16 protein-coding genes and 2 pseudogenes are annotated in these 17,170 nt (G+C 43.4%); 12 read left to right on the forward strand and 6 right to left on the reverse strand.

What is annotated here, in order from left to right:
• Nucleotides 1-14: 14 nt before the first annotated feature.
• Nucleotides 15-1,514, reverse strand: coding sequence for a peptide MFS transporter (locus KIK04_RS13290; protein ID WP_232274164.1), 1,500 nt, complete (start codon nt 1,512-1,514; stop codon nt 15-17).
• Between the two features lie 334 nt (nt 1,515-1,848).
• On the opposite strand from KIK04_RS13290, the pseudogene KIK04_RS13295 reads away from it, so the two are divergent.
• From KIK04_RS13295 to KIK04_RS13325, 7 genes and pseudogenes are all read left to right on the forward strand, one after another.
• Nucleotides 1,849-2,220: pseudogene (locus tag KIK04_RS13295) on the forward strand (response regulator transcription factor); the annotation flags it as partial.
• A 300-nt stretch (nt 2,221-2,520) separates the two neighbouring features.
• Nucleotides 2,521-2,829 (forward strand): annotated as a pseudogene (locus KIK04_RS13300) (winged helix-turn-helix domain-containing protein); the annotation flags it as partial.
• Nucleotides 2,819-3,841, forward strand: coding sequence for a sensor histidine kinase (locus KIK04_RS13305; protein ID WP_232274165.1), 1,023 nt, complete (start codon nt 2,819-2,821; stop codon nt 3,839-3,841). The pseudogene KIK04_RS13300 and the gene KIK04_RS13305, both read left to right, overlap by 11 nt.
• 156 nt (nt 3,842-3,997) lie before the next feature.
• Nucleotides 3,998-4,918, forward strand: coding sequence for an ABC transporter ATP-binding protein (locus KIK04_RS13310; protein ID WP_232274166.1), 921 nt, complete (start codon nt 3,998-4,000; stop codon nt 4,916-4,918).
• Complete coding sequence (locus KIK04_RS13315; RefSeq protein WP_232274167.1) at nt 4,911-5,648, forward strand: ABC transporter permease; 738 nt, start codon at nt 4,911-4,913, stop codon at nt 5,646-5,648. Before KIK04_RS13310 ends, KIK04_RS13315 begins: the two co-directional genes overlap by 8 nt.
• Before the next feature lie 35 nt (nt 5,649-5,683).
• A complete protein-coding gene (locus tag KIK04_RS13320) occupies nt 5,684-6,283 on the forward strand; it encodes an undecaprenyl-diphosphatase (RefSeq protein WP_232274168.1) in 600 nt (199 codons plus the stop codon).
• Between the two features lie 163 nt (nt 6,284-6,446).
• Entirely contained in the window at nt 6,447-7,535 is a 1,089-nt protein-coding gene (locus tag KIK04_RS13325) for a WG repeat-containing protein (protein WP_232274169.1), read from the forward strand.
• Between the two features lie 434 nt (nt 7,536-7,969).
• Here KIK04_RS13325 and KIK04_RS13330 read toward each other — a convergent pair whose 3' ends face one another.
• Complete coding sequence (locus KIK04_RS13330; RefSeq protein ID WP_232278721.1) at nt 7,970-8,419, reverse strand: Lrp/AsnC family transcriptional regulator; 450 nt, start codon at nt 8,417-8,419, stop codon at nt 7,970-7,972.
• Nucleotides 8,420-8,603: 184 nt separating this feature from the next.
• Here KIK04_RS13330 and KIK04_RS13335 point away from each other — a divergent pair, with 184 nt between their 5' ends.
• From KIK04_RS13335 to KIK04_RS13350, 4 genes are all read left to right on the forward strand, one after another.
• Nucleotides 8,604-9,875, forward strand: coding sequence for an APC family permease (locus tag KIK04_RS13335; protein ID WP_232274170.1), 1,272 nt, complete (start codon nt 8,604-8,606; stop codon nt 9,873-9,875).
• A 385-nt stretch (nt 9,876-10,260) separates the two neighbouring features.
• Entirely contained in the window at nt 10,261-11,226 is a 966-nt protein-coding gene (locus KIK04_RS13340; RefSeq protein WP_232278722.1) for a macrolide 2'-phosphotransferase, read from the forward strand.
• A gap of 438 nt (nt 11,227-11,664) precedes the next feature.
• On the forward strand, nt 11,665-11,994 hold the full coding sequence (locus KIK04_RS13345) for a hypothetical protein (protein ID WP_232274171.1): 330 nt from the start codon (nt 11,665-11,667) through the stop codon (nt 11,992-11,994).
• 26 nt (nt 11,995-12,020) lie between these two features.
• Nucleotides 12,021-12,746, forward strand: a complete 726-nt coding sequence (locus KIK04_RS13350) for a hypothetical protein (RefSeq protein ID WP_232274172.1) — start codon at nt 12,021-12,023, stop codon at nt 12,744-12,746.
• 328 nt (nt 12,747-13,074) lie between these two features.
• On the opposite strand, the gene KIK04_RS13355 is transcribed toward KIK04_RS13350, so the two are convergent.
• The 4 genes from KIK04_RS13355 to KIK04_RS13370 form a co-directional block, all read right to left on the reverse strand.
• The gene (locus tag KIK04_RS13355; protein ID WP_232274173.1) at nt 13,075-13,572 is read right to left on the reverse strand and encodes an SMI1/KNR4 family protein; all 498 of its coding nucleotides are present in this window, start codon (nt 13,570-13,572) and stop codon (nt 13,075-13,077) included.
• A gap of 151 nt (nt 13,573-13,723) precedes the next feature.
• Nucleotides 13,724-13,975: a helix-turn-helix transcriptional regulator gene (locus KIK04_RS13360; RefSeq protein ID WP_232274174.1), complete on the reverse strand. Its 252-nt coding sequence runs from the start codon at nt 13,973-13,975 to the stop codon at nt 13,724-13,726.
• A complete protein-coding gene (locus KIK04_RS13365) occupies nt 13,972-14,157 on the reverse strand; it encodes an aspartyl-phosphate phosphatase Spo0E family protein (RefSeq protein ID WP_232274175.1) in 186 nt (61 codons plus the stop codon). Before KIK04_RS13365 ends, KIK04_RS13360 begins: the two co-directional genes overlap by 4 nt.
• A 297-nt stretch (nt 14,158-14,454) precedes the next feature.
• Nucleotides 14,455-15,747: a helix-turn-helix domain-containing protein gene (locus KIK04_RS13370; protein WP_232274176.1), complete on the reverse strand. Its 1,293-nt coding sequence runs from the start codon at nt 15,745-15,747 to the stop codon at nt 14,455-14,457.
• A gap of 216 nt (nt 15,748-15,963) precedes the next feature.
• Here KIK04_RS13370 and KIK04_RS13375 point away from each other — a divergent pair, with 216 nt between their 5' ends.
• On the forward strand, nt 15,964-17,166 hold the full coding sequence (locus KIK04_RS13375; RefSeq protein ID WP_232274177.1) for a hypothetical protein: 1,203 nt from the start codon (nt 15,964-15,966) through the stop codon (nt 17,164-17,166).
• Nucleotides 17,167-17,170: the final 4 nt, after the last annotated feature.

The raw sequence follows: 17,170 nt of genomic DNA on the forward strand, positions 1-17,170 counted from the left end.
GTACTTATTTATTGCTATCGTACACCCTTCATGAATCCTTCGATTTTTGGAGCAAGCATGAACAGGATTACACTTAGTACAATCGCAGTTCCTCCAATTACCCCGAAGTAGAGCATTTCCGTGTCAGGCGTGTAAAATCTAACGATCTGTGCATTAATCGCTTGTGCAGCTGCGTTCGATAAGAACCATAAGCTCATCGTTTGTGCCGAGAAGGCAACAGGCGCTAGCTTCGTCGTCGCAGAGAGGCCTACAGGCGACAAGCACAATTCCCCAAGTACGACAATCAGATAGCTTAGGACAAGCCATAATGGGTTAACGAGTGCACTATGACCACCAATATAAGCCGGCAGCAAAATGACAAGGAATGATAAACCAGCAAACAGCAAGCCGAACGAGAACTTTTGCGGAATGGACGGCTGTCTGTTGCCCAGCTTAACCCATAGCCAAGCGAACACAGGTGCTAACAAAATAATGAATAGCGGGTTTAACGATTGGAACCAAGCAGGTGAAATATGAATACCCGCAAATTCCAACTGTGTGCGCTTATCCGCATAATTGGCAAGAATCGTTGCGCCTTGCTCCTGAATCGCCCAGAACATCACGGATGCAATGAACAATGGAATGTACGCGATAATTCTTGATTTTTCTACGGCTGTCGTCTTTGGACTGCGATACATGACGATAAAATAGCTCGTTGGAATAACAATACCTAATACACCTACAAGAGCGATAAATGTCTTGAATGTAAGCAGACCAGTTGGAATAGCTATAGCGACGAGAATCGCTAACAGAACAGCTGCAATTCCCATAGTCGTAAACACTTTTTTCTTCTCAGCTTGCGAGAGCGGATTTGCTACAATCGTACCTGCAAGGCCGAGGTTCTTTTTCTTCGTCAACATAAACACGGCTAGACCCAACAGCATACCTACAGCAGCGAGCCCAAAGCCCATGTGGAAACCAACATTCATACCAACGGTGCCGACTATTAACGGAGCGATAAAGGCACCCATGTTAATACCCATGTAAAAAATGCTGAAACCTGCATCACGACGATGGTCCGTCGGGCTATAAATATCACCTACAACGCTTGATACGTTAGGCTTCAGTAAGCCTGTCCCAAGCACGATCAAAATCATGGAAACAAAAAACAGGCTTATATTTCCCGGAAATGAAAGCACAAGGTGACCTAACATAATTAATATTCCACCATAAAATACAGCTTTCGAAGTACCGAATATACGGTCAGCAAGCCACCCGCCAATAATTCCGGACATATACACTAATGACCCGTATATCGACACAATGGCAAGAGCCGTGCTCTCGTCGAATCCTAATCCGCCTTTGGAGACTTCATAGTACATATAATAGACAAGAATTGCTCTCATTCCATAATAGGAAAAGCGCTCCCAAAACTCGGTGAAGAATAGGGTGAACAGTCCTTTAGGATGTCCAAAAAATCCTTTTTGCGGGACAGACGCAACAATTTGTTGCTTTTGATTATCGATGTCTGACATATGTTAGCCTCCTTATTATTCATTTTTCATTGCACGTATGTTTAAACGTTGCTAACCTCTAATGCTCATTAGCATGTGCGATGTCTAAATAGTTAATCCATTATTTTGAAAATATATTAAATAAGATTGAATATAAGATTATTACCTAAAAAGGTTTCATACTTGCATTTATATAAAAAAATCCAAGATATGATGAGACATTATAGCACGATCATGTATATCCGACAATCGAAAAGCTTACACCCAGACTTTGCTTGACCTTGTTTTGCCTTAAACCTTAAAGTAGTTGTAAAAGAACACTGGACAATAATGAATAAGTGCGAGGGTGACACGTATGGATACGATTCGAATTCTTATTGCAGATGATGAACAGGAAATACGCGACTTGTTACAAAAATATGTGCGGCGAGAATGTTATGAAGTCGATGTTGCCGCAAACGGCGAGGAAGCGCTTCGTCTGTTTGAACAACATACGTACCATTTAGTCCTCTTAGATGTGATGATGCCGAAAATGGATGGCATAGAGGTGTGCAGAAGGCTTAGACAACTCACCAATATCCCGATCATGATGCTGACGGCTAAGGATGAGGACATTGATAAAGTGCTTGGGCTTCGTATGGGTGCGGACGACTATATGACGAAGCCGTTTAGCATTCATGAACTGGTGGCGCGTATTAAAGCGCAATTGCGGCGGTATTTCGTATTAGGCGGCGATGAGAGTGTTGGGAGTGTAGGCAGTGCAGGTAGTGTAGGTCGTGCAAGCAGTGCAGGTAGTGTAGGTCGTGCAAGCAGTGCAGGTAGTGTGAGCAGTGCGGGCAGTGTGGGCATTGCAAGCTATGCAAGCCATGCAAGCCATGCAAGCCATGCAAGCCATGCAAGCCATGGTCTACTTGGCGGACATGCTGATGCTGGGGCAGGAGTAGGTACAGGTACAGGAGTAGGCGTAGGTTCAGGTGTAGGAGCAGCCTCAGGAGCAGCGGGCGTAGGTGCGTCAGCTGAAGCCCAACTTCGCTATAAACGATTAACCATCGATTTAAAAAGATATACAGTTAAGAAAGATGGAGCTGATGTGTCCTTAACGGCAAAGGAATTTGAATTGTTGAAGTTTGTTGCTTCCCATCCGGAGCAAGTGTTTACGAAGACACAAATCTTTCGCCAAGTGTGGGATAGTGACTACATTGAAGACGACAACACGGTCATGGTACATATTCGCAAGCTGCGTTTGAAAATTGAGGACAATCCTTCGGAGCCCAAATGGGTGCAAACCGTGTGGGGCATCGGTTATAAGTTTGTAGGTGAACAAGATGAAGCATGATAAGAGCTTGTGGCTTATCGGTGTGCAGCTCGTGCTGATGTTATGCCTGTTCATGTTGGAAATAACGGATCAGCCTGACGGATGGTGGCGTTGGGCTTTATGTGTTGCGCTCTTTATTACAACAGCATTCCTATTGCAAATGCGATTGGAATATGTGGCGAAGTTGAAGGAGGTCGTCGCAGCGTTACAGCGGGCGCGAACTGGTAATCTCAACACGCGCTTGCTTGCTAAAGACGATCCTCTATTGGATGAAGTCATGTTCTCCGTCAACGAGCTGATCGAACAATTAAGCAAAGTCCAAGTGCACGCCATCAAATCCGAGGCGGCTCGTAAAAGTCTGCTGTCTAATATTTCACATGACATTCGGACCCCGCTCACGACCATTATTGGCTACGTGGATGCATTAAAGGACGGGATCGCGGTATCCACAGTAGAAAGAGAGCAATACTTAGACATTATTTTGAAGAAAGCCAGCTTCTTGAAGCAGTTGCTGGATGAGATCTTTCATCTGGCGAAGCTGGATGCTGATGAGGTGCCGTTACAGCTGCAATTGCTTGATGTGGCCGAGCTCGTAAGAGAGGCGCTTATTCCATTTTTGCCAGAGCTGCAAAAGGCTCGTATGGAGCTGAAAGTGAGCATCCCTGAGCAGAGATGCATGCTGAAGGTTGATCGGCTTAGCTTGCTTCGCATTTTAAATAACCTTATTAAAAATGCGGTGCAGTATGGGCAGCAAGGACATCAATTAGGCGTTGAACTCGTGGAGAGTCGAGACGAATATCAAATTCATATTTGGGATCAAGGAGCGGGTATTTCGAGTGCTGATGTGCCTTACATCTTTGAGCGCATGTACCGCGCCGATCGCTCACGTAATTTAACACATGGTGGCAGCGGGCTAGGACTTGCGATAACGAAAGCATTAGTCGAGCAGCATGCGGGGCGAATTTGGGTGGAAAGTGAGCCTGATAGACGCACGACGTTCAGCTTTACGATCCCGAAGCGGGGCACAGAATGAGGCGTACAATGAACAGATTTGCCAGTTCAAATGGTTAATTAAAAAGTTAAGAAGGAATTAAGAATTGATTAAGTGCCATTTAAATTCGCCTGCTTATGATAGAACTACGAATGAAACAGATGAAGCAAGTTCGGCAAAGCAGGAGGTGCGAAGCATATGAGTACAATCATTAAAACGACCCATTTAACGAAAGCTTACGGCGCGCAAAAAGCGGTACATAACTTGAACATGCATGTGCAGCAAGGTCAGATTTACGGATTTTTAGGGCGGAATGGCGCGGGTAAAACGACGACGATTCGCATGTTGCTAGGCTTAATTAAGCCAACTCATGGACAAATCGAAATATTTGGCGAGGATTTGGTCAAGCAGCAGAAACACATTTTACGCAGAATCGGGTCGATGGTCGAGCATTCAGGCTTCTATGAAAATTTGACGGCCTACGAAAATTTACTCATTAATGCGAAGCTAATGGGTGTTCACAAAAAAGATGCGCTCACCGAAGCGCTAGAAATTGTCGGGCTACAGCACGAAACGAAGAAGCTAGTCGGGCAATATTCGATGGGGATGAAGCAGCGCTTAGGCATCGCGAGAGCCATTGTTCATCATCCAGAACTGCTTATTTTGGACGAGCCTACAAATGGCTTAGATCCGATTGGAATTAAGGAAATGCGCCGGCTCATTAAGTCGCTTGCTCAAGAACGGAAAATTACGATATTAATTTCCAGTCATATTTTATCCGAGGTGGAGCAGCTCGCTGACCATATCGGGGTCATACATGAGGGCAAGCTACTCGAGGAAGTATCTTTTGCAGAGCTGCAATCAAGAAATCGGAAATATGTACAGTTTCAAGTAAGCAACGACAACAAAGCGGCGATGCTCTTGGAGCAGCAATTGAATATTTACGATTATGATGTACAAGCCGAAGGGCATATTCGCGTCTATTCGCATATCGGTCAGCAGGCGAAGCTGAACCGGGTGTTCGTCGAGCACGGCATAGATGTATCCAAAATGGTAGTAAGTGAAGATAGACTAGAAGATTATTTCATCAAATTAATAGGGGGTGGCACCATTGGTTAATTTGCTATACACCGAGCTGTTAAAGCTTAAACGGGCAAAAATGTTTATGGTTAGTATAATCGGTGCGTCAGCTGCCCCTATTTTAATGTTTGTCGCTTTTTTAACGGCGGAAAATGAAAAGCCTTCTGAACAGCCGATCACGTTTGAAGTGTCTTTTTACAATACGAACTTGTACGTGCTATTGCTAATCGGAACGCTGCTGTATGGCGTCATCACCGCTTACTTATTTAATCGTGAATACGTAGAAGATACGCTGAAAAATTTACTTACGATACCCGTTTCACGGACGAGTCTGATCGCGAGCAAGATGGCCATGCTCTTCATTTGGATTGTTATTTTAACGTTGGTGGCATGGGGAATGACACTCATACTCGGACTCATCGGACAGTTTGATGGGTTGAGTGTTGCTGTACTGATGAAGTCATTGCAGCAGCATTTGGTAGGCGCGGTGCTCTTGTTCTTACTTTCTACACCGACTATTTTTGTAACTTTCTTGTTCAAAAATTACGTTCCAACCATTATCTTTACGTCCGTCATTACGATGGCCAACATTGCAATCACGAACTCCAAGTACAAAGTATTATTTCCTTGGTCGGCTGCACACGCCATCGCGAACAATGAATTTAACGCCCATTTTCCGCCACTCTATTCGTATATTTCCGTGTTGGTGACGGCTGCTATCGGGTTGATTGCGACTGTTGTTTATTTTAAAAAGTCCGACATTCACTAGAGTTGAGTCGGTAGGAGGAACGAGGGAGATAGCAGATGTCATTTTCAGAATGGAACATAGAAATATTTCGCGTCATTAACGATTTAGGAAAGCAATATCCTGACTTAAATCCGATTGCGATCTTTGTAGCTGAACCCTTGCTGTACATGTTAGCGTTAAGCATGCTGGTGTATTGGTTCACACGTACTTATGAGAATCGTTTGATGGTTATTCAAGGTGGACTAGCCTTTATTTTAGCTGAAATATTAGCAATTATAGTAGGTCAGTTTCACTTTAATTACCAACCGTTTGCGGTTCTAACGGACGTGAATAAGTTGATTGAACGTAGTGTGGACAACTCATTTCCGAGTGACCATACGATCGTATTTTTTGCAGTATGTGTAACGTATTGGCTTGTCCGTAAAAAGGAAGCCTGGCTCTGGCTCATCGTCGCTTGCTGTGTTGGTGTATCGCGAATTTGGGTTGGTGTGCATTATCCAGCGGATGTAGTGATGGGAGCTAGTTTGGCTATTGCTGCCGCTTTAATTGTTCATTGGTCAATTCCTAAACTGGCTGTGACGAGGCGATTGCTGGATGGGATTACGAAGGCGGAGCAGCGTATTTTTTCGGTCAAAAATAAGTCTAAGGACGTGTGAAATATAATGGGTGACTCTACATGGTGAAATGTGGCGTTACCCGTTATTTTTATTTGGAGCAAAGTTGGCTGCAAAAAAAATGCAACAAAAAAATGGCGATACACGTTAGAATAATAGTTGTAAAGGGTATTTATTCCATGAAAATCGTGAAGAGGTGTGTTGAATGAATTTGAAACGATTAACCGTTATTGCTGTATCGGTAGCTTCATTGTTATTGATGCCTACGATGACTTGGGCAAAGGAAGGGATTATTAACGCTAAAGGAAGCTGGAGTGCTGCTCCTAAGTTTGAACACGTAAAGGAAGCGTCGGGTGGACTATATGCGGCTGCGGTGAATAATGGGACGGATACGAACGTCTGGGGCTATATCGATGCAAAAGGAAAATGGGTTGTTAATCCTGAATTTTCATATGTAGGTTCCTTTGCTGCAAACGGTCTTGCTCCTGCTGGGCAAAATGGGAAGTACGGATTTATTAACAAAAAAGGAGCATGGGTCATTAAACCGCAGTTTGCATATACAGGCGAATTTTCTCCTAACGGGCTGGCTGTGGCATCTGCTAAAGTTGGAGCGGATAAATACAAAATCGGCTATGTTAACAGTAAGGGGCAGTGGGTCATCAAGCCGCAGTTCGAACCCGTTGAAGCAGAGACAGATTGGATTACCGATCGTTCCTTTGCTGCCAATGGGCTCGCTTGGTCTTATAAGGATGGCAAACAGGGCTATATTAATAGTAAAGGCCAGTGGGTGATTAAGCCCCAATTTTCTATCGCCGATTCCTTTAGTAAGAACGGTCTTGCTCCTGCAAAGTTGAATGGAAAAATGGGCTTTATTAATAGCAAGGGGAAATGGGCCATTAAGCCACAATATGAGCAGGCGTACAAATTTGTAGATGGCATTGCTAAGGTTGTAGTTAGCGGTAAAGTGTCTTACATTAATGAAAAAGGCAAGTTCCTATTCAAAACGAACTATACGGAAGCTGGCGACTTCCATCAAGGGCTCGCTTGGGTATTGGTGGGAGAGAAGATCGGCTATGTGAATACGAAGGGTAAGCTTGTCATTAAGCCGACCTTTGAACCGGAGTATGGCATGGAGACGAGTGCGGGCGACTTCAAGGCAAATGGTCTGGCACCAGCTATGCTGAACGGCAAATGGGGCTATATTAACAAACAAGGCGTGTGGAAGATTAAGCCGCAGTTTATGTGGGGAAAAGATTTTACGCCAGCGGGCTTAGCTGTGGTGGGCGTCGAGTAAATTGTAGGTCGAGTGCGGGGGCGGATTGGTTCCCGAGCTCGACCTTTTTTTGCGTTTGGCGCGGGTTGCGCGAGCTGCATGGGCTGTAGGTAGTTTGCTGCGTGTGCGCTGATGGCGCGAAGGTGGCCGAGCGCAGCTCGAGCGACAGCACGGAGCGGTTATTTTCTCGAAGAGCTTCAGGAGTAAGAAGCTGCTCATCCTCAAATTTTCGGTGCAGTGGCATCCACTCGTGAAGTGTGCCCACAGGGATATTTAACTTACGCTACGTTCTTTGTTTGCTCTTGAATATATTTAACGGTTTGCATCTTGAATTCATCGTTATATCTTTGTCTCATTTTACCCGCAACGATACTCATAAGCTTCAATATGGGCCCGATAGCGGATTCACAGTCCAGAAGGGGCGAGCAGCAGATGAGGGGCTACATACTTGAGTACTAAGAAATATATTCTGCAGCAGGGTGTACAGGACGACCAACTACTGGAGATGACAGAACAATAGAAGTAGTCAGTTTGCCATACGGAACTAGCGCATCCACTAGCAAAGTCAGACTGTCCATGTCTGCAACATATGCTTTCATAAAATAGCTGAAGGCACCCGTTACTCTATGGCATTCAGAAACGCTTTCGATTTCTTTAGCGATTTGTTCAAATTGGGAGCATGGTATTTTAAGCTCGCTAACTTGAATAAACAGCAGCATACGAAGGCCAAGTGTCGCTGGTGGTACGACTGCGGTAAACCCCGCGATAATCCCCTTCTCCTGCAGTCTTAGCATTCGTTCCGATACGCTGGGGCGGCTGAGCGATAATTGCTTCGACAACTCACTTACTGTCATGCGACCATCCTTTTGCAGTAGCTTCAATAGTTGAATATCTAATTTATCCACGGATATCACATCTTTCAAAGTGTAGTCTATACTCCTAATTTACATGCAAAATATAAAGAGAAATGGATAAATAAATGCAATTATTTATGTAGTGTTGCGATAAGATTTATTATATTTTATTTAGCGTTTTGATTTCAAATCCATACACATCTAGCAGCTCGTAAAATGGGTAGGAGGGAAAGAAGTGAATCCGAACAAACCATCTATTTCGGTATGGCAGGGCATTGCACTATATGTAGGAGCTGTTGTCGGCTCTGGTATTTTGATTTTACCGGGCATAACAGCTGGAATAGCGGGGGCTAATGCCCTCATCGCATGGATAGGTATGATTTTGTTAAGTATCCCGTTAGCTTTTACCTTCGCTTTTTTAGCACGCACATATCCAAGTGCAGGTGGAGTTGCTACGTTCGTTGAAAAGGCATTCGGTACATACGCAGGTGCTGTAATCGGCTGGTACTATTTTATTGCCGCTGCTGTGGGGCAAATGATTGTGCCATTGACAGGCGGTCTATCTGTCATGTATGCCCTTGATCTGCCGCTAGAGGCTGCCTATATTATAGCGGGGGGAACTGTACTTATTGCTGGATTAAGCAATTATGTCGGACTTAACATAAGCGGCAAAGTCCAGCTAGCGATAAGCGGGCTTACCATGTGTATTTTGCTGCTGACCATTGTGCTGGCGGTTCCCTTGATAGAACCGGACAATTTCGAGATGCAGCTATCTGGCAGTGCGTTATCTTCAATAGGCGTGGCGGGAATGCTCATTTTTTGGTCTTTTTTTGGCTGGGAGGCGATTTCCAGCCTTGCGCCTGAATTCAAACATCCAGAGCGGGATCTTGTTCGAGCAACGTTGGGAGCCCTCATCATCGTAGGCGTATTGTACTTTGGAGCGGCTGTTGCTGTTATTGGCACACAAGCGTATACAGCAGGCAGCGGAGCTGAACAAGAAGCGGCAAATAGCGCGTCATTTATCCAAGTGATGGTCAAGACAACAGGCGTACACGGCGGGTATGCGACAGCGGTAGTCGCTTTGCTGATCTGTATCGGTACGACGAATGCCTATGTTGCTGGCATAAGTCGACTTGGCTACTCGTTGGCACAAAGCAAAGTGGCGCCGTCTTGGCTTGATTATAGGCACGGCAAGTATTTAACTCCGACACGTGCAGTTGTATTTGTGGGTGCTGTTGCGTTATTAGGACTCGTGATCACTTATATTTTTAAGGTAGGGTTAAACACGTTGATTCATATCCCAAATTCCTTAGGAATCGCAACATATGTGTTAGGGGCTATGGCAGGAGCTAAATTGTTACGAGCTCGGTTTGAAAAATGGATGGCCGCTGTCACGAGCACGATTTGCCTACTGGCGTATCCGTTTGTAGGTGCTTTTATTCAAATTCCTATCGTGGTAGGCGTTTGTTGCGTGGCGTATGTATTTTGGAGAAAAAATAGACCTTGACCAATGTGGTTATAGTTGATTAGTATAGACCTAACAATAAACGGAAGGATGATATGCGCACATGAAGTTCTAATCCTGTTTTTGAAGAAAAATATTCGTTAATAATTGTACAGTTACCAGTTTGATTAGGAGCGGTATGCGGCGGCGTTCGTGCTGTTGTATACGTGGGGACCGAGGTCAAGTTAGGGTGCTTGTTAACGATGTCTTTTTCTGAATAGGGTTAGTCATGTGCTTATATCATCAAAAAGCTGCAATAGATGCCCACTTTGTGCGGGGCTGTCTTTTTGAGTAAGTGCTATTTAACTCCTATTCGGAAACGGAATAGGAGTTTTTTTGTGCTTATTCCGGTGGATTACACAAATGAGAGGTGGATGTTTCCATGACAATGAATAGTGAACCTAAACAACATAATCTTGAGAGCATTATCGAGCTGGCGAAGCAGAATGGGATTCAGGTCGATGCAGAACGTGCAGAGTTGAATGAGTCAGGAGCTGACTTCCTTGCAGTTGTCGCTGCCGATGCGGACGGTGTGACGTGGGTGCTGCGTACACCAAGACGGTCTGATGTATTGAAGAGAGCTGCATATGAGAGCAATGTGCTAAAGCTAGTTCGTGAGTATTTACCGGTTAATGTACCGGATTGGCAAGTGAACACACCAGAGCTGATCGCATATCCGATACTGGAAGGCACTGTAATTGCCACGATAGACATGGAAATTAGAGATTACGTGTGGCAAATTGATAAGGAAGCACCGTCCGAGCTGTTCGTCGATTCATTTGCGCAAGCGCTTGTGGCGCTGCACGGGATTAGCCATGACGCGGCAGCCATAGCAGGTGTGCGGGTGCAGCAGCCGCGCGAGGTACGGCAAACCCTTATTGAGCAGATGGAACAGGCGAAGCGGGAATTTGGCGTTGCAGACGCTTTGTGGGAGCGTTGGCAAAATTGGCTTGCGGATGATTCGTACTGGCCGACGCATTCGGCGCTTATTCATGGCGACCTGCATCCAGGGCACATTTTGGTTGATGACAGTCAGCGTGTTACGGGGCTCTTAGATTGGACGGAGGGGATAGTCGCTGATCCAGCTTCTGATTTTTCGGCCTACTATGCGACATTAGGTGAGGAGGCGCTTGTACAGTTGCTAGAGCGTTATGAACGCGCTGGAGGCCGTGTGTGGCCGCGAATGCGCGAGCATATTATCGAGTTGAGGGCTGCTTTCCCTGCTTTGATCGCGGTATTTGCCTTACAGACGGGCGAGGAGATGTATATGGAGATGGCTCGCGAGGCACTGGGAGTGAAAACAGCAGAGCCTGTAGAGTCTTCAGAACTTTCTGCCGCAGAGACGGATAATTGATGTATGACTGGTGGCTGAACGCATAAATAGGTTATGAAAGGGGATGTCCCAAAGTAGGTTTAACTACTGCGGGACATCCCGTTTATTTAAACATGATTGATTACCAAGCTAAGTGCGAGAGTAAGATGACTTATGTGTTACGGCTCTAGGTTCACTTACCTTTGTCAATGGTCAGAATGAAGCTGGATCGGGGCCTGAGCGTGTAAGGATTAGAGTAGGGCAATTCTTCATATGGACTTCTTTCTCTGACTCGTCACTATGAAGAATCTTTAACTAAGTCATTCCATACAAAAACCGACAAAAACAAACAATAGTTCACTTAAATTAGTTCCATCAACACAATAAATATCGGACTTGGGTACTATTCCGATCATTTTGTTAATATATTATATTATTTGTTAAAAAAAGTAAATATGAAAGGGGGAGATAGAGCTACTTATGATTACTCTGAAAAAACATGAACTGAAAGGCCACGATGTTTTTGAGATTATGCGAGGAAAACTAAAAGAAGCGCATTGGTTGGAAAGTTCAATATTTATCACAGATGAATGCTTTGAAAACACCGAATTAGGTGATGTGTTGACGGAGTTACTTGATCATTTTAACTACTATGGACCAACAGAGGTCAACAGATCTGACTGGGAAAACATAAAGAAAACAGTTTATTGTTCTAGTTCTGAAATCACAAAACAACTAGTTTCTGAAATTGATGAATGGGCTGAGGAATGCTTTGAACTTGAACCATGTTTTACGATATGTGGTGTTTGACTATTTTGTAGATAGGGGAGAATAAGATGAGATTAAAACTTAATTCGTATTTATGTTCCCTTCTTGTCATGATTATGTTGTTTGCAAGCGGTACGAATGTATTTGCTTCAGGGATTCCTATCCACGGCAGTGATCAGTATACTCCTAAAGTGACTTTAGAAGAAGACACAATTGAACCTCTCCCAAATGCAATACCAATTACACTTACTCCATCACATGAGAGATTGGTTGTACATGTTGGTAATATTGGTGTAGACCCTCTGGATAGTGTAACGGTAACTGGAAGCGCTACGGATTATGGTACTCTAGCCCCTCAAACAGCTAAGGTTCCTCCGGTCATTGGAACAAGTTTTGTGTGGAATGTTCCTATGACAAAGGCCGTTATGAACTACTATGTAACGATTACTGTAGTTGACGGCAGTCAAACACGTGTATTATATGGGAGTGCAAAATTAGAGTTTTCTGAAAGCCACTTAGCAGCACTCGGTTGGAATGCAGGGACTTTTTCCTCAAGAGGAGCTTCACTCAATTATCACTTTTCAAAACACCGCGCAGAGGTGAATGCGGCTAATATGCATGATTATATATTTGCTGCTGGAACTTGTAGACAAGACGTTATAAATAATCCATCGAATTACAGAAAAACAGCGAATTCCGGAAGTATACCGGCACATAAATACAAAAACAACAACGATGGTCGGTTTATCATATTGACTGATAGCAATAATGAGATATTAAGCTTTGGTAGGTGAAACAATAAAGAGAGTAACCGTGTAATAATGTGGTTACTCTTTTTGCGTACGCCTGTCATGGGTATTTTTGGGACTCCTTTTTCTATGCCCGAAAAATCTTGTTAAATCTATGATTTTTAAAATTGATTCACCCTCACACAAAATGAAAACGAATCACCCTATGATTTTAGAGTGATTCGTTGCTGATGCTTCGCGATGTCGCGACAACCTATATATTTTAAAAGAGAAGAGTAAAAACAAGAGAATGGTCGCTTATGTTCCTATTGCTCTTTGCGGAAGTTTCAATAAAAAACATATAAGCAAGTACCCTTGTATACAGACGAATAGCCTATTGTGTTGGAGTTGGTTGAGCAATCTTCCAGTTCCAATAATCAAAACCATTAGCGATTATCAAATGCCCGAGCCATTGCGCAAAGTTAATCTGCAAGTAGGCGTTGACCCAGCCTGTGTTACCTGCTAAATATAGGCCTGCTGCCGTTTCTCGAATGCAGAATCTAGTTGATTGACTACGAGCGATAGTCAGATGATGCGGATGATGTGGACTGCTTGTTTCTAATTGCTCGGCTAGCTGTTCCAAACTGAATATTTCAATGCCAGAATCTGTACCAACACTAAATAACCTAGCCCCATTATGAATCTTTAAAAATTCGATGTAATCACTGTGGAGCATGAATTTGTATTGATCGTAAAAGGCACGAAGTTGATCTGTGGTTGTTGGTGGATGGAATGAGAATCTTGCAACATGCCAATTGCCGTACACATCAGGGATAACCAAGCTGTTGTTATTCAGTCGCTTTTTCAAACCTTTAAGAATCTTAGTCGTCATGTAATTGCTCAACGAACTGCTCCCTTTCACGGCTATATTCATGGGCATATTTAAGGGGCTGCGAGTCTCGATGGTTATGGTTTGGCGCATGCAAAATGAAAAAAGAAATTGTTATGCACGATTTTGTATGCTCTAGATGAATCAGTTTTTCTTAGTGGCTGCGTCTATTCACGGTAGGCGTAGCCTTTACTTCGTCACAAGCAATAGAATCACCCCTCTCGAAAAATTGATACCAACTAAATCCGAGAGCTTCTCCAATTCGCATGGCTACTTGAACACTCGGATCGCGTCTACCCCTTTCGATGTTGGAATAGGAGCTGCGATTAATGTCGGACATAGTGGCCACTTCTTTTTGTGTCTTAGCTCCTCTAAGATGAATGAGCCATTTACGTGGCTGAATCATTGTAGAGTCCCCCTTTCATTCATTCTGGCCCAGACGTTTTTTTGGAACTGCAACACGTAAATGTCTAGCTCTTGGCTGATTTGCACGACGCGTTCATTGGTTAAACTGTGGTGTTCGTCTACTGCCCTTACTAACTGGTCCTTGAGTTTTTGAATTTCATTAAGAAGATAATCATTTCCCATTTCAGCGTAAAGGCCTCCTCATGAGAAGTCTTTATATATGAATAGTAAATATTGCTGGTTTAATTTCTTTTTTGTAGAAAAATGTAGTTCTTATGATATAATCTTCATTTCGTCATTTAACAACAAAAAATCCCCTAGCTTTTCGCTAGAGGATGCCTAATCCATATTCTGTTGTTTCCAAGTGTGGATCAGGTTAAGGAAAATGTACAACTGGAGAATCAGCAGTACTCGTATTCATTGGAGTTGGCGAAAAAATAACGATTACTGCAAGTAACACTACAGCTAATTTCTGCACAATTATCCTTCCTCTTTCTTTCTTTTCAGTTCATCAAATACAGCATCAATTTTCTGGATGGTTTCATCGCTAACAAGGCTTTTATTTTTCAGTAATTGTTTAGTTATGATACTGAAATTTTCAAATACTTCATTGTACCTTTTTATTTTCGCATATTCTAATGCGCTGTATAGTAAGGAATCGAACGCATCATCAATGTTCACTTTTGCCAGGAGAACAAGCCCTTTAAGTCGATAATATTTAGATAATTCAGCTTGTTTAACTGGCGAAGTAATAACCATCTCTCTAAAAGCAGTTTCGTAACTTAGAAGATGTTCGGCTGCTGTGATGTGGTTCTTTTGCAGGTATAACTCAATTAGTTGGCTGATAACGGTGGTTGAATTTCTCATAGATGTTTTTGACATGAGATCATTAAGTTGTACAATTGCCAAATCTACTTTGCCTATTTTTCCATTAGCGATAGCAGTTACAATCTTAACCTTTTCGGAAACACCTGAAATATGATCGAATTTAGCATACTGCTCCAAGAAAAATTGACCTTTTTCATAATTATTTATATCAAAAGACGAGATACACAGTAAATATAGCGCATCTGACTTGATCTGGCTTTTGCTTGTATCATTATGGACAACATTTTTACAAAGATTGATACAGTCTTGAAACAACATCAAACTGTAGGCATGAACTCCTGCCCTGTAGTAAAGCGTTAGTTTTTCTTCATGAGGGAGAAAGTCAGCATATTCTAAAATGTGTATATGGGCTCGGTAAATGGTTTCTAAATTTCGGAAGTCATCTCTTTCGATAAAATATTTTTGCATTAATCCTTTAGCGTAGAATTGTTGAATCCCACGACTTTTAGAATAATTAATGATGGCTTTCGTTATTTCCAATTTTCCCATCTCATCTTGTACTTCCATTGCAGTAAAGTAAAGTTTTTCGGCGAGGTCATAGCTTTCTTCGCGTTGCGACTCAAGGAAACTTAGCGACAAGGTTTGAATGGCTTTTTTATCGGATGCTGCAACAGCTTGCAGGAGTAGTCCTTTTAATACATCGGGGCGGTCATCAACCTTAACATAATGCTTTATTAATTCATAAAAAGAGATATTCAATACGTTGCTGATTGCTTGAATCGTTTTAAAGTCTGGGCGCTTTGTTTCTCCGCTTTCTATTCTTGAAATTGCAGACTTTTCAACGCTTGATAGCTCTGCAAGTTGTTGCTGTGTTAAATTCAAAGCACATCTGTGGTGTCTTATGAGGTCGCCAATGGTCGTATACTGTAGCGAACCCGTGGACATAGAATGAACCTCCTTGAAACATTTGATATGTAATATTTGTATTTACTTTACCATCAAATTCCTTATGGGTAAATATGGGGTAGTCCACATTTATAAATTATTGTGGGGCAGTTAAGTTTGTACATCTACATACTAGGCGCTTACTTGGTGTTGCCATGCTAGAATTATAGTTGGTGGTTCAATTCTACAACTATAGAGAGAAGGGGCGAGAACACCATGAAAAAATGGACGAAACCAATGCTTCTTATGGTGCTGGCGGTTATGCTGGCGGTAACGGGAGAACATGCAGCATGGGCAGCAGCGGAGAAGAGTGGCATTGGTATCGAAGTGCCTGCGAAGAACGGGGAGTTTGTTCCGGCAGAGGCCACACAGCTATGGAGCACGGTATCGAAGGAAATGGCTTATGTGTTTGACTTGTTTGCCGATCCAACTGGTAGTTTACTTTTTTCGTGTTACCAAACGGAGGCCGGAGAGACGATATTGAAAGCGGTACATATGAAGGATGGCAAGACGGCATGGCGGATATCGCTTGGCAAGGACTATAGCCTGAGACGGACGCCTAAGAAAGTGTCGGCTAACGGGGAAATATTGCTGGAAGGCGATAAGGGCAATCATATGATCGTTCATGCGATTAACGCGCAGACAGGCAAGATTACTCGCCATGCTACGCAGAAGCTGCCGAAGAAAAACACGTACTTCTCGTGGGATTACTGGATCACGAACGACAATAGTCTGCTCGTATCCTACGCGTTAGGCAACCAATCCACGTTGCGTTATTACGATCAGAAAGGGCGTCTCGTCCAGACGAAGAAGCTCTCTGGTATATTGAAGCATTATGATAATGGCCGCTATGTGCTTGTGTCCTCTACGTCAGTGGGCCGCAGTTTCAGCACGAATCTACGTATCCAAAATGAGCAAAACAAGGTGCTGCACAAATTCAACTTTCCTGCTGAAGCATACTGGAATACTTACTTTTTTAAGGATGGCTCCTTCGCGTTTGAATTGTCTCGCATGAACAAAGGCGATGAAATATTCAAACTGTATCGCTACTCTGCCGCCGGAAAGCTGCAATGGCAGTATGGCATTAACCGATTTATGCCGTATCATATGTCGGATAAGCACGTGTTCGTAAATGATTACAAGCATCGGAAGCTTATGCAAGTGGACAAGGGAAAGGCTGTAACTACCCTGACGCACAAAAATATCGATTATCTCCACCGCTCCAGCTCCAAAGGCAGCAGCTTTACGCTCAAGACAAATAACGGATACGATATACTGATTGCGACAGCTGATCCGTTGTCTTGGCGGGCGAAGGTTACCGCTCCTCACGAAGTGGATGTACTTTGGTTGGGCGCTGGACGCATTTTCATTTTTGAGCAAGAAGCTAAGCAGTTGAGCGTAATGAAAATGCAGGGCTGACGAT

The sequence above is a fragment of the Paenibacillus sp. 481 genome (genome assembly GCF_021223605.1).
In the GTDB taxonomy this organism is placed as follows: Bacteria; Bacillota; Bacilli; order Paenibacillales; family Paenibacillaceae; genus Paenibacillus_B.

Coding starts and splice junctions, on each gene's coding strand:
- KIK04_RS13290 (WP_232274164.1), bottom strand. CDS start 1,514: ATGTCAGACATCGATAATCAAAAGCAACAAATTGTTGCGTCTGTCCCG.
- KIK04_RS13305 (WP_232274165.1), top strand. CDS start 2,819: ATGAAGCATGATAAGAGCTTGTGGCTTATCGGTGTGCAGCTCGTGCTG.
- KIK04_RS13310 (WP_232274166.1), top strand. CDS start 3,998: ATGAGTACAATCATTAAAACGACCCATTTAACGAAAGCTTACGGCGCG.
- KIK04_RS13320 (WP_232274168.1), top strand. CDS start 5,684: ATGTCATTTTCAGAATGGAACATAGAAATATTTCGCGTCATTAACGAT.
- KIK04_RS13325 (WP_232274169.1), top strand. CDS start 6,447: ATGAATTTGAAACGATTAACCGTTATTGCTGTATCGGTAGCTTCATTG.
- KIK04_RS13340 (WP_232278722.1), top strand. CDS start 10,261: ATGAATAGTGAACCTAAACAACATAATCTTGAGAGCATTATCGAGCTG.
- KIK04_RS13345 (WP_232274171.1), top strand. CDS start 11,665: ATGATTACTCTGAAAAAACATGAACTGAAAGGCCACGATGTTTTTGAG.
- KIK04_RS13350 (WP_232274172.1), top strand. CDS start 12,021: ATGAGATTAAAACTTAATTCGTATTTATGTTCCCTTCTTGTCATGATT.
- KIK04_RS13355 (WP_232274173.1), bottom strand. CDS start 13,572: ATGACGACTAAGATTCTTAAAGGTTTGAAAAAGCGACTGAATAACAAC.
- KIK04_RS13360 (WP_232274174.1), bottom strand. CDS start 13,975: ATGATTCAGCCACGTAAATGGCTCATTCATCTTAGAGGAGCTAAGACA.
- KIK04_RS13365 (WP_232274175.1), bottom strand. CDS start 14,157: ATGGGAAATGATTATCTTCTTAATGAAATTCAAAAACTCAAGGACCAG.
- KIK04_RS13370 (WP_232274176.1), bottom strand. CDS start 15,747: ATGTCCACGGGTTCGCTACAGTATACGACCATTGGCGACCTCATAAGA.
- KIK04_RS13375 (WP_232274177.1), top strand. CDS start 15,964: ATGAAAAAATGGACGAAACCAATGCTTCTTATGGTGCTGGCGGTTATG.